The sequence below is a fragment of the Pedococcus sp. P5_B7 genome, assembly GCF_054049895.1.
In genome coordinates this window covers 23337-36245 of record NZ_JBFULM010000002.1, presented here as the reverse complement: position 1 = coordinate 36245, position 12909 = coordinate 23337, and the positions used below count along the sequence as shown (strand labels likewise).

Annotated in this window: 8 protein-coding genes; 3 read left to right on the top strand and 5 right to left on the bottom strand. The window is 70.4% G+C overall.

Features of this window, described 5'->3' with window-relative positions:
- Window positions 1-7: 7 nt before the first annotated feature.
- The 3 genes from ACXJKD_RS02975 (at window position 8) to acnA (ending at window position 6299) form a co-directional block, all read left to right on the top strand.
- Window positions 8-2014, top strand: coding sequence for an APC family permease (locus tag ACXJKD_RS02975; protein WP_457252855.1), 2007 nt, complete (start codon window positions 8-10; stop codon window positions 2012-2014).
- On the top strand, window positions 2011-3309 hold the full coding sequence (locus tag ACXJKD_RS02970) for a class I SAM-dependent RNA methyltransferase (RefSeq protein WP_457252854.1): 1299 nt from the start codon (window positions 2011-2013) through the stop codon (window positions 3307-3309). Before ACXJKD_RS02975 ends, ACXJKD_RS02970 begins: the two co-directional genes overlap by 4 nt.
- Before the next feature lie 197 nt (window positions 3310-3506).
- On the top strand, window positions 3507-6299 hold the full coding sequence (gene acnA, locus ACXJKD_RS02965; RefSeq protein ID WP_457252853.1) for an aconitate hydratase AcnA: 2793 nt from the start codon (window positions 3507-3509) through the stop codon (window positions 6297-6299).
- Between the two features lie 61 nt (window positions 6300-6360).
- On the opposite strand, the gene ACXJKD_RS02960 is transcribed toward acnA, so the two are convergent.
- The 5 genes from ACXJKD_RS02960 to ACXJKD_RS02940 all read right to left on the bottom strand — a co-directional run bounded on the left by ACXJKD_RS02960 (window position 6361) and on the right by ACXJKD_RS02940 (window position 12714).
- Complete coding sequence (locus ACXJKD_RS02960; protein ID WP_457252852.1) at window positions 6361-6768, bottom strand: VOC family protein; 408 nt, start codon at window positions 6766-6768, stop codon at window positions 6361-6363.
- A gap of 195 nt (window positions 6769-6963) precedes the next feature.
- Window positions 6964-8433 carry a DUF222 domain-containing protein gene (locus ACXJKD_RS02955; protein WP_457252851.1) on the bottom strand — a complete coding sequence of 490 codons (1470 nt, stop codon included), beginning with the start codon at window positions 8431-8433 and terminating at the stop codon, window positions 6964-6966.
- 180 nt (window positions 8434-8613) lie between these two features.
- Window positions 8614-10635 carry a vWA domain-containing protein gene (locus ACXJKD_RS02950; RefSeq protein WP_457252850.1) on the bottom strand — a complete coding sequence of 674 codons (2022 nt, stop codon included), beginning with the start codon at window positions 10633-10635 and terminating at the stop codon, window positions 8614-8616.
- Window positions 10632-12044 carry a magnesium chelatase gene (locus ACXJKD_RS02945; protein ID WP_457252849.1) on the bottom strand — a complete coding sequence of 471 codons (1413 nt, stop codon included), beginning with the start codon at window positions 12042-12044 and terminating at the stop codon, window positions 10632-10634. The genes ACXJKD_RS02950 and ACXJKD_RS02945 overlap by 4 nt, the downstream gene beginning before the upstream one ends.
- An 88-nt stretch (window positions 12045-12132) precedes the next feature.
- Window positions 12133-12714, bottom strand: a complete 582-nt coding sequence (locus ACXJKD_RS02940) for a DinB family protein (protein WP_457252848.1) — start codon at window positions 12712-12714, stop codon at window positions 12133-12135.
- Window positions 12715-12909: the final 195 nt, after the last annotated feature.

Sequence of the window (12909 nt, the reverse complement as noted above, 5' to 3'; positions counted from 1 at the left end):
GTTGGCCGTGCCCAACTCTTCACGTGTCGTCAAGCGCGTGCTCGTCGGACGCGCGATGCGCAGTGACCGGCTGGGCGACACGCTCCTGCCGAAGCGGCTCGCGCTGCCGATCTTCGCCAGCGACGCCTTGTCTTCCGTGGCCTACGCGCCGGACGAGATCTTCCTGACGCTCGGCCTGGCTGGTGGCTTCCTCGCCCTGACCCACTCGTGGGAGATCGGGCTGTGCGTCGTCGGCGTCATGCTGGTCGTCGTCGCGTCGTACCGCCAGAACGTGCACGCCTACCCCTCAGGCGGTGGTGACTACGAGGTCGCGACCACCAACCTCGGGCCGAAGGCCGGCCTCACGGTCGCCGCGTCGTTGCTCGTCGACTACGTCCTCACCGTGGCGGTGTCGATCTCGTCGGGCGTCCAGAACGCCGCAGCGGCGCTGCCCTTCATCCGCGGCCACGAGGTGATCGTCGCCGTCGGGCTGGTCGCGCTGCTCACCGCGATGAACCTGCGTGGAGTGCGTGAGTCGGGCAAGGCGTTCGCGCTGCCGGTCTACCTCTTCATGGCGAGCGTCATCGGCATGGGCATCGTCGGGCTGATCCGCGAGGTCTCCGGGTCGCTGCCCCAGGCGGAGAGCGCCGGACTGACGCTGGCCCCGGAGAAGGGCTTCGAGTCCCTCGGCAGCTTCGCGATGATGTTCCTGCTCCTGCGCGCCTTCTCGTCCGGCTGCGCGGCGCTCACCGGCGTCGAGGCCATCTCCAACGGCGTCCCCGCCTTCCAGAAGCCCAAGAGCAAGAACGCCGCGACCACCCTCCTGCTCATGGGCGTCATCGCCATCACGATGCTCATGTCGATGCTGACCCTGGCCAAGTGGACCGGCATCAAGTACGCCGAGGACCCCGGCACCCAGCTGCTCCGCGACGGCAAACCGGTCGGCGACTCCTACGTCCAGGACACGATCATGGGGCAGGTGGCCAAGGCGGTCTTCTCCGGCTTCCACCCCGGAGTCGTCCTGGTCTCGATCGTGGCCGGACTCATCCTGATCCTGGCTGCCAACACGGCCTTCAACGGGTTCCCGGTGCTGGCCTCGATCCTCGCCAAGGACGGCTACCTGCCCCGCCAGCTGCACACCCGCGGCGACCGGCTCGCCTTCTCCAACGGCATCCTCATCCTCGCCGGCGCGGCGGCCCTGCTCATCGTGATCTACAACGCCGAGGTCACCAAGCTGATCCAGCTCTACATCGTCGGCGTCTTCGTCTCGTTCACGTTGAGCCAGACCGGCATGATCCGGCACTGGAACCGTCACCTGCGGCTCGAGCGTGATGCGGCCGTGCGACGCCGGATGATGCGCAGCCGCGTCATCAACGCCGTCGGCGCGACGATGTCGGGCACCGTGCTGGTGGTGGTGCTGCTGACCAAGTTCATCCACGGGGCCGGCTACGCCATCGCGGCGATGATCGTCATCTTCTTCATCATGGTGCGCATCCAGCGGCACTACGAGCGCGTTCGTGCCGAGCTGCGGATCAGCGACGACGACCTGGACGCCCAGATGCTGCCGAGCCGTGTGCACGCGATCGTCCTCGTCTCCAAGATCCACAAGCCGACCCTGCGAGCGCTCGCCTACGCCCGGGCCACCCGCCCGTCCAAGCTGGAGGCGATCACGGTCAACGTCGAGCCGGACGAGACCAAGGCGCTGCAGGACGAGTGGGACCGTCGCGACATCCCCGTGCCGCTCAAGGCCCTCGACTCGCCCTACCGCGAGATCACCCGCCCGGTCGTCGAGTACGTCAAGTCGTTGCGCTCCGGCCACCCCCGCGACGTCGTCGTGGTCTACATCCCGGAGTACGTGCTGGGCAAGTGGTACGAGCAGGTCCTGCACAACCAGAGCGCCCTGCGCCTCAAGGGCCGGTTGCTCTTCACCCCCGGGGTCATGGTGGCCAGCGTGCCGTGGCAGCTCGCTTCGTCGGAGGGCCAGGAGGAGCGGTTCGACGGCCCCACTGCGGGCTCGGTCCGCCTCGGGCAGTGACCACCACCCCGCCCGCTCCAGCAGCCCTCGCCGTGGGCGACCTGGTGACCCTCGACGTGGGGGCGGTGGCGCACGGTGGGTTCTGCGTCGCGCGGCACGAGGGCCGGGTCGTCTTCGTCCGGCACGCCCTGCCGGGCGAGCGCGTCACCGCGAAGATCACCGAGGCGCGCGAGGGGCAGCGGTTCGTCCGGGCCGACTGCGTCGAGGTGCTCGACGCCAGTCCGCACCGCGTCACGCCGCCCTGCCCGTATGCTGGCCCCGGCCTGTGCGGGGGGTGCGACTTCCAGCACGCCACCCTCGCCCACCAGCGAGAGCTCAAGTCATCGGTCGTGCGTGAGCAGTTCGCCCGGTTGGCCAAGCAGGACGTCGAGGTCGCCGTCGAGGCGCTCCCGGGCGACCAGGCGGGCCTGGGGTGGCGGACCCGGGTGGAGTTCGCGGTCGACGACAGCGGTCGGGCCGGACTGCGGGGGAGTCGGTCGCACGACATCGTGCCCGTCGACACCTGCCTGATCGCTGATCCGCGCATCCTCGCCACCGGTGTCCTGGCGCGCGACTGGTCGGGCGAGTCGGCCGTCGACGTGGCGGCGCCCTCGGAGGGCGAGGCGGTCGTGGTCGCCATCCCCTCGGGGGAGGCCGAGCCTCCGGTCGTGACCGAACACGTTGCGGCTCAGACCTTCTCGGGCACGTTCGAGGTGTCGGCCCGCGGCTTCTGGCAGGTGCACCCCGGAGCGGCGGCGACCTTCGTCGACACCGTCACGGGCATGCTCCAGCCCGGTGCGGGCGAGATCGCCCTCGACCTGTATGCCGGGGTGGGCCTGTTCGCCGCAGCCTTGGCCGAGCGGGTGGGCGAGTCGGGCAAGGTCGTCGCGGTGGAGTCGGACTCCGGAGCCGTCGCGTCGGCGGCAGGCAACCTCGCGGCATACCCGTCGGTCGCGGTGGTCCGGGCCCGCGTGGACGACGCGTTCGGCGTGCCGCGGGCCAGTCGGTCGGGCCCCACCCGCAACCGCGCGCAACGGCAGCGCAAGCTGCGCCGGCACCCGCTGATCCCCCTGCGCGCCGACCTGGTGGTGCTCGACCCGCCGCGGACCGGAGCGGGGCGCGATGTCACGGCGCAGATCGCCGCCCTCGAGCCGCGGGCCATCGCGTACGTCGCCTGCGACCCTTCTGCGCTGGCCCGGGACTCGGCATTCCTGGCGGCGGCCGGCTACGAGCTGGGGGAGCTGCGGGCCTTCGACGCGTTCCCGATGACCCACCACGTGGAGTGCGTTGCCCTGTTCACGAGGGCCGCGACGTGACCGGTGGCGGTGCTGCGACGGCTGTCGCGGGCGCTCCCCACTTTCGCTGGGCGCGGCCTTGGAGCAGGATCAGGCAGTAGGCCTGACCGACGTGATATCTTGACGTCAAGATAAATCGACCGAGCACGAGCACCCGTATCGAGCGACACGAGGGTGCATCCCCAGAGCATCGATTCCGAGCATCGAAGGAGCAGGCAGTGGCCAGCACGAACAGCTTCAACGCCCACGGTGAGCTGAAGGTCGGTGACAACTCCTACGAGGTCTACCGGCTCGACGCGGTCGAGGGCAGCGAGACCCTCCCGTACAGCCTGAAGGTGCTGCTGGAGAACCTCCTGCGCACCGAAGACGGCGCCAACATCACGGCCGACCACATCCGCGCCCTGGGCGCGTGGGACGAGACCGCTGACCCCGACACCGAGATCCAGTTCACGCCGGCGCGGGTCCTCATGCAGGACTTCACCGGGGTGCCGTGCATCGTCGACCTGGCCACCATGCGCGAGGCCGTCGCCGACCTCGGGGGCGACGCGGCGAAGATCAACCCGCTCAGCCCGGCCGAGATGGTCATCGACCACTCCGTGATCATCGACGTCTTCGGTCGCGCCGACGCCTTCGAGAAGAACGTCGAGATCGAGTACCAGCGCAACGGTGAGCGCTACCAGTTCCTGCGCTGGGGCCAGACCGCGTTCGAGGACTTCAAGGTCGTGCCCCCGGGCACCGGCATCGTCCACCAGGTCAACATCGAGCACCTCGCCCGCACGGTCATGGTCCGTGACGGCGTGGCCTACCCCGACACCTGTGTCGGCACCGACTCGCACACCACGATGGTCAACGGCCTCGGCGTGCTCGGCTGGGGCGTCGGCGGCATCGAGGCCGAGGCGGCCATGCTCGGCCAGCCCGTCTCGATGCTCATCCCGCGCGTCGTCGGCTTCAAGCTCTCGGGCTCGATCCCGGCGGGCGCCACCGCGACCGATGTCGTGCTCACCATCACCGAGCAGCTGCGTGCGCACGGCGTGGTGGGCAAGTTCGTCGAGTTCTACGGCGAGGGCGTCTCGGCCGTGCCGCTGGCCAACCGCGCCACGATCGGCAACATGAGCCCCGAGTTCGGCTCGACCTGTGCGATTTTCCCGATCGACGACGTGACCCTGGAGTACCTGCGGCTTACCGGTCGCAGCGACGAGTCGGTCGCCCTGGTCGAGGCGTATGCCAAGGAGCAGGGGATGTGGCTGCACGCCGGCCCCGACCAGCCCGAGGCCCGCTACTCCGAGCGGCTCGAGCTCGACCTGTCCACCGTCGTGCCGTCGATCGCCGGGCCCAAGCGCCCGCAGGACCGCATCGCGCTCACCGACGCGAAGGACTCCTTCCGCAAGGTGCTGCCGACCTATGTCGCCCACCACGAGGGTGACGCCGGCGTGGCGTCCTCCTTCCCGGCGAGCGACCCTTCGCCGCAGGGGAGCACCGACGGCACCAACGGCGGCGACAAGCCGGCCTCGGAGGGTGATGGTGCCGAGCGTCCGTCCAAGAAGGTCACCGTCACGACCGCCGAGGGGGCGTCCTTCGAGATCGACCACGGCATCGTGTCGATCGCCTCGATCACGTCGTGCACCAACACCTCCAACCCGTCGGTCATGATGGCCGCCGCGATGCTGGCCAAGAACGCCGTCGACCGCGGTCTCACCGTCGCCCCGTGGGTCAAGACGTCGATGGCGCCGGGCTCCAAGGTCGTCTCCGACTACTACGAGAAGGCCGGTATGTGGCCCTACCTCGAGAAGCTCGGCTTCCACCTGGTCGGCTACGGCTGCACCACGTGCATCGGCAACTCCGGTCCGCTGTCGGACGAGATCTCCGCGGCCATCAACGAGAACGACCTCGCCGTCGTCTCCGTGCTCTCCGGCAACCGCAACTTCGAGGGACGCATCAACCCTGATGTGAAGATGAACTACCTCGCGTCGCCGCCGCTGGTCATCGCGTACGCCCTGGCCGGGACGATGGACTTCGACTTCGACTCCGAGCCGCTGGGCCAGGACACCGACGGCAACGACGTCTTCCTCCAGGACCTGTGGCCCGCTCCGGCCGACGTCGAGCGGACCATCACGGAGAGCATCAACAAGGAGATGTTCACCAGCGACTACGCCGACGTGTTCGCCGGCGACGAGCGCTGGAAGTCGCTCCCCACGCCTGAGGGCAAGACCTTCGACTGGGCCGAGGACTCGACCTACGTGCGCAAGCCCCCCTACTTCGACGGCATGACGATGGAGACCACGCCGGTCTCCGACATCGCCGACGCGCGGGTGCTGGCCAAGCTCGGTGACTCGGTCACGACCGACCACATCAGCCCGGCCGGGTCGATCAAGGCCGACAGCCCTGCCGGCACGTACCTCGCCGAGCACGGTGTGGACCGCAAGGACTTCAACTCCTACGGCTCGCGTCGTGGAAACCACGAGGTCATGATCCGCGGCACGTTCGCGAACATCCGGCTCAAGAACCTCCTGCTCGACGGGGTCGAGGGTGGCTTCACCCGGAACTTCCTCTCGGGCGGCGAGCAGACCACCATCTACGACGCCTCGGCGGCCTACCAGGAGGCCGGTGTCCCGCTGGTCATCCTCTCGGGCAAGGAGTACGGCTCAGGCTCGTCGCGTGACTGGGCGGCCAAGGGCACCCGCCTGCTGGGGGTCCGCGCCGTCATCGCCGAGTCGTACGAGCGCATCCACCGCTCGAACCTCATCGGCATGGGCGTGATCCCGCTGCAGTACCCGGCGGGTCAGTCGGCCGAGTCGCTGGGCCTCGACGGCACCGAGACGATCTCGATCTCGGGCATCACCGAGCTCAACGAGGGCCGGACCCCCAAGACGGTCAAGGTCTCCGCGGTCCGTGACGGTGCCGACCCGGTCGAGTTCGACGCGGTGGTCCGCATCGACACCCCCGGCGAGGCCGACTACTACCGCAACGGCGGCATCCTGCAGTACGTCCTGCGGTCGCTCGTCAACAGCTGAGCTCCGCCGCACCGCACCAACACTGAGGGGTATGCCGCGTGGTCACCACGCGGCATACCCCTCAGCCCTGCTGCAGGACCCGGATGGGGTTGCCGAACGGGTCTCGGACGCCCATGTCGGTGCCGTAGAAGTGCTCGGTCGGCTCCTGGGTGAAGTCGGTGACGCCGGCGTCCTTGAGGGACTCGTAGAGGGCCGGCACGTCGTTGGCGATGAAGACCAGCGTGCCGAACGCGCCCTTGGTGACGAGCTCGCGGATCTGGGCGGCGGTCGCCTCGTCGTGCAGGGGCGCACCCGGCTGCTCCAGCGAGATCTCGGTCGACGGGTCGCCCGGGACCCGAACCGTGAGCCACCGGTAGTCGCCCTGCCGGACGTCGTTGCTCTTCTCGAGCCCCAGCTTGCCGACGTAGAAGTCGAGCGCCTCCTCCTTGTCGAGGACGTAGACGGACGTGACGTTGAGCCTGGTGATCATGGTGCGCTCCTGGGTCGGATCGGGTCGGATCGGGTCGGGGGAATGGGTTGGCCCCATGCTAGGAAGCCGCCGTGCCCGAGACTCCTCGATTCCTGCTCGATCTGTCGCCGTCGCTGGGCAGCCATCCGGCCCCAGGCGTGATCCCCGCACGCGGGCAGGCCACCGGCCCCGCGGTCGGCGGGGTGTGGGGCGGGCTCATGGTCGGTGCTCGTCGGGGTGGGTCCACCGGGGGATGGTGCCGGTGTGGCGGAGGGCTTCGAGGTGGTCGTCGTAGGCGCCGGGGGTGAGATCCCACCGGACACTGGGTCCGAGGGCGCCGTCCACCACGGTGGCGGTGTAGCGGTGGCGGTGGACGACGGTGTGGTGTGCTCGGCAGAGCAGCGCGGCGTTGGTCAGGTCGGTGGAACCACCATCGGCCCAGTGGATCAGGTGGTGCGCGTCGGTCCAGGTGGGTGGTTTGCTGCAACCCGGGAAGGTGCAGCCTCGGTCGCGGAGCCACAGGTGTCTGACCTGGGCCGGGGTGAAGAGCCGGACGGCGGTGCCGTGGTCGAGGATCTGTCCGGCGCTCCCCAGGACGATGGGGATGAGCTCGGCGTCGCAGGCGAGGCGGCGGACAGTGTCCGTGGTGAGCAGGTCCCCGGCCAGGGTGAGCCCGGCGCCGCGGCGGGTGCGGCGGAGCACGTCGAGGTCGATGGTCACCATGAGGGCGGTTTTGGCCTGCCGTGGTGTGCCGTCGGGGGCGGTGACGGCGCGGGTCACGAGGTCGAGCAACGCGTCCGCGCGGCGCGCTGCGGGGGTCCGCGGGTCCAGCTCCCCGGTATCGGCATCCGGTCGAGGTCGGGCGAGGGCGTCGACGGCGGTGTCGAGGACCGCGGCGCCTTCGTCGTCCAGGAGCAGGGTGTAGCGGGAGAGGCCGAGCGGTCCTGGGCCCTTCACGAGGGAGCGGTGCGCGCGGCGCAGGTCGGCGTCGTGTTCGACGAACCGGTCGGGGCGCAGCTGGTCGGCGGCGCGGCGCAGCGCGGTGGCCAGACCCTTCTCGGACAGCGGTCGGTCTCCGCGAGCGGCGCGCAGGGTGATCGTGGTCAGCTCGGCGAGGTGCTCGGGCTCGGCCAGGCCGCGCACGGAGCGGTGGAACCGGACGATCTGGGCCGCCTTCCCGAGCTCCAGCCCACCCGATCCCACGTCGTCCGTGCCGCCCTCGCCTCCCCAGTGCTCCTCCGTGTCGGCACCGCCCGCATCGTCCGCACCATCGCCGGACGCGCTGCCGCGGCCAGCCGCCCCGGTGACGGCATCGATGACGTCGCCCAGGCGGGTGTCACCCGCTGCGGCGTCGGCCGCCGCCGTGGCGACGGTGTCAAGGTCGGCCAGGGTCCGGGTCGGCAGCTGAGGCGCCTGCGCTCTTGCCCAGTCGACCGGCCCCCACCCGTCACCGGTGCCGAGGCTTCGCCGCTTGGCCTCGGCAAGCACCGCGACCAGATGCGCGTCGCCGCTCGCGTGCAGCTGCCCGAGGAGCGCAACCGCCTGGGTGACTTCACCGTCACTGAGTGCCCAGAGCCGCTCCGGCGTCGACTCGGACATCGCGTCGAGGGCGGCGCTGACCGCGCCCAGCACAGGCCGGGCCGGCGGCTGGTCAGCCGGCCAGCTCGGGTCCGGTGCGAACGACATGGATCAAACCTACGACCGACCACCGACAGCCCAACCAGATGCCTGGACCGCGAATCCTGTTGCTGTGTATAACGTTTCGACGGCGGCGTGACTGTGGAGGCCTAGCCCGGATAGGGCGCCGATACGGCGCGGCCGACGCAGCGAGCGAGGCCACGAGAGGAGCCAGCCACGCGGCATACCTCAGTCGTCGACCCAGAACCCGCGCCCGCCGCCGTAGAAGCCACCGAACTGCTCTCGGTAGGAACCCGGCCCCCGCGAGCCGAGGTAGCTGCCGACGACCGCCGCACCGAGGTCGTCGAGCTCTGGCGCCACGACGCGGCCGTCGACGCGGCGCGCCATCTGGTCGATGAACCGGGCCAGCCCCGGGTCCTCGCCCAGCCGGAAGAACGTCACCTGCGCCCCGAGCCGAGCCACGTTGTCGAGCTCGCGCACGCTGTAGGCGACGGTGAGGGGGTGTGGTGGGTAGTCGAAGTAGACCTGCCCGTCGGGTTCGAGGTGGGCGGTCGGCTCGCCATCGGTCACGATGAGCAGCACCGGCTGCGCGCTCGGGTGCTTGCGGAAGTGCCGGGCTGCGAGGAGCAGGGCGTGGTGCAGGTTGGTGCCCTTGGCCCACTGCGCGTCGAGACCGGTGAGCTGCTCGATGTCCATCACCTCCGCGTGCCGGCCGAAGCCGATCAGCTGGAGGGCGTCGCCACGGAACCGGCTGGAGATGAGGTGGTGCAGCGCCAGGGCGGTGCGCTTCATCGGCACCCAGCGCCCGTCCATCGCCATCGAGAACGACGTGTCCACGAGCAGTGCGACGCAGGCCTGGGTGCGCGCCTCGGTCTCGGTGACCTCCACGTCGCGGAGGTCGAGGCGTATGCCGTGTGCGGGCTGGCCGCCTTCACCCGCCGTCCGCAGCACGGCGTTCGTGACCGTGCGCGTGACGTCCCAGGGTTCGGTGTCACCGAACTGCCACTCGCGGGTGGCGCCGCTGGCCTCGCCGGCCGCGCCGGCGTGCCGCACGTCGCGCTGTCCCTGGCGACCGGACAGCCGGGTGGCGACATCGCGCAGCAGGGCCTTGCCGAGCTGCCGCATCGCCTTGGGAGACAGTCGCAGCTGTCCGTCCGAGGTGCGGTTGAGGTAGCCCGAGTCGCGCAGGGCACGCTCCAGCTCGCCCAGCGTCCTGGCATCCACGGCAGCGTCGTCGCCGACCAGCCTGGCCAGCGCATCGATGTCGATGTCGTCCATCCGAGCGCCGGGATAGGACTGCGAGAGCTGTTCGGCGAGCTCGTCGAGCGACGCGAGCTGTTGGAGGGCGCCGGTGCCGTCGCCGAGACCGAGCCCCTGCGATCCCTCGAACTCCTCGGAGCCGCCCCAGTCCTCACCGGGGCGCAGCGCCTGCAGGTTCGCGTCGAGCTGCCCCAGCTCGTCCATGAGCGCGGGAGACCCGAACGCCTGCGCCGACAGCTGCATCAGCTCAGCCCGCTGTTCCGCGGTCATCGAGTTCAGCATCCGCTGGGCGGCGGCCGCCCGCTGGGCCAGGCTGTCGATGAGCTCGTCGACGTCCTGCGGGTCGTCCGGGAAGAAGTCGGCGTGCTGCTCCATGAACTGGCGGAACTGCTCGGTGGTGTCCTCGCCTCGACCGTGGGCGGCGAGGAGGTCGTTGAGGTCCGAGAGCATCTGTCGGACCTCTTCGCGGTCCTCGTCCGTGGCGTTCTCGAGGGCCTGTTTCATGCCGGCGAAGCGCTGGTCGAGGGCCTCGCGGCCGAGCAGGTCCTTGATGCGCTCGTAGTCAGCCCGGGCCGACTGGCTGCGCCACGAGTAGTCGGACAGCTCGCTGACCGCCCCCGCCGTGGACGCGGGCAGGCTCTCGATCCGCATCTCTGCCAGCCGGGCGTCGTCGTCGAGGTCGCGGGCGAGCTGCTTGCGCTCCTCGAGCACGGCGCGGTCGAGCAGCTCGCGGACCTCGCGCAAGGTCCCGTCGAGGGAGTGCCGCTGCAGCAGCTCCTGCCGCTTCTCGGCCACCCTGCGGGCCAGGTCGTCCAGGCCGGTCTGGTCACGGCTGCCCCGGCGCAGGTACTCGCGCATGGCGTGGTCGGCCGAGTAGCCGGCCATGACGTCCTGGCCGATCGCGTCGAGGGCTTCGGCCAGGTCGACCGGGGGTGCGAGGGGATCGGGTCCGCCTGAGTAGCGCGCGTACCGCGACCGGTGCGGGCTCATCCGTAGACCGTCTCCCCGTCCGCCGAGTCCTTGTCGACGCGGCGCGCCAGGTAGAGGGCCTCGAGCGCGAGCTCGACCGCCCCGGCCCGCTCACCGGCGCTGTGCGCGTCGAGCCGATCCGCGATGGCGTCGTAGAGGTCGGACTCGCCGAGCACCGGCAACCCGGCCAGCACATCGGTGGCCGCCACCTGCTCGCCCGTGGTGACGGTCGCACCGCCCTCGAGGGCGGCGACGAGGAGGGCGAGGTCGATCCCGGCGAGGTGACGCCGAGCGGTGTCGGCGATGGACGTGCGCAGCAGGTGGGTGAGGATCTCCTGCTCGCGACCTTCCTCACCCGTCTCGAACTCGATCTTCCCGGCCAGCACCTCCACGGCGCTGTCGAGGTCGACGACGCGGGCCACGGCCTCGGGCTCGCCCTGGCGGGTGGCGCGGTGCAGGGCTGCCGCGGCGACCGTCTCCGCCCCTGCGATGGAGAACCGCGCCGAGACGCCGGAGCGCTGGTCGACCGAGCTCGACTCGCGCAACGCTCGGGTGAACCGGGCGAGGACCTCGACGAGGTGGTCGGGGAGCTGCGCGACGAGCTCGGCCTCCTGGCGGATGACGGCCATCTCGTCCTCGAGCTCGCGCGGGTAGTGGGTGCGGATCTCGGCGCCGAACCGGTCCTGCAGGGGAGTGATGATGCGACCGCGGTTGGTGTAGTCCTCGGGGTTGGCGCTGGCCACGACGAGCACGTCGAGTGGGAGCCGCAGGACGTAACCGCGGATCTGGATGTCGCGCTCCTCCATCACGTTGAGCATCGCGACCTGGATGCGCTCGGCGAGGTCGGGGAGCTCGTTGATCGCGACGATGCCGCGGTGGCTGCGAGGGATCAGACCGAAGTGGATGGTCTCGGGGTCACCGAGCGAGCGCCCCTCCGCGACCTTCATCGGGTCGACGTCCCCGATGAGGTCGGCGACCGACGTGTCCGGGGTGGCGAGCTTTTCGGCATACCTCTCGTCACGGTGTCGCCACTCGATGGGAAGGTCGTCGCCCAGCTCGGCCACCCGACGCCGGGAGGCGTGGATGACCGGCTCGTAGGGGTGCTCGCCGAGCTCGGACCCGGCGATCACCGGCGTCCATTCGTCGAGCAGTCCGACCAGACTGCGCAGCAGACGGGTCTTGCCCTGGCCTCGCTCGCCCAGCAGGACGATGTCGTGGCCGGCGAGGAGGGCCCGCTCGAGCTGGGGGATGACGGTGGTGGCGAAGCCGTGCAGTCCGGGCCACGGGTCACGGCCCTCGGCGAGGGCGGCCACGAGGTTGCCGCGCACCTCCTCGCGAAGGGTGCGGTGCGCGTGACCGGAGGCGCGCAGCTCGCCCAGGGTCGTGGCAGGGGGCGGGGGAACAGGGGTGGAGGCAGAGGGGTGCGTCACCTCCTCACGCTAACCCCGCCGTCGGCGAATCCGTATGCCGGGGACCGCCCCTCGGACTCGCCGGTCGCCGCCCGACCGGCTCACCTCGTCAGCCCATCGTCTTCTGTCCGTCGAGTGCCTCGCGGATGATGTCGGCGTGGCCGGCGTGCTGAGCGGTCTCGGCGATGATGTGGAGGAGGGTCCGGCGAGCCGACCACCGCGCCCCCGGCTCGAACCACGGAGCCTCCGGCAGCGGGTGGGACGCGTCCAGGTCAGCGAGGCTCCCCACGAGCGCATCGGTGGCTTGGGCGACCGAATCGTAGTGTGCGAGTAAGTCGGCCAGCGTCTCGTCTTCGGTCATCCGGTGTGAGTCCATGAAGGCCCGCACGTGCTCCGGGGGGTTCTGCCAGTCGACGTCCTCCCAGTCGATGTCGGGGCGGGGAGCGGGCCCGTCGACGATGAACTCCGCCCACTGCTTCTCGGTGGTGGCGACGTGCTTGATGAGGCCACCGAGGGTGAGCTCCGAGCCGGTGGTGCGCTGGCGGGCCTGCTCGTCGCTGATGCCCTTGACGGTGAAGCGCAGGAAGTCGCGATGGCGTTGCAGCGACTCCAGGAAGTCGGCGCGCTCACCGCCGGCGGAGGCGGGTGCTGTGGCGGGTGCGGTGGTCGGGGTCTGGTCGGTGGTCGTCATGGCTCCACGCTAGGAGCCAAAGAGGTCAGTTCCTGACCGCTTCAACCACTGGATGTCGAGGTTCTGGTGGCGTCCGGCGGACGGTCCCTGGGCCCGTTTGGGGTGCGAAGGGTGGGCCTGACCTGCGGTGATGATGGGCTGACCGGTTGCCGTTGCGCGTGGTCCGTGCTCCACTGGAGTGACGGTAATGCCCTT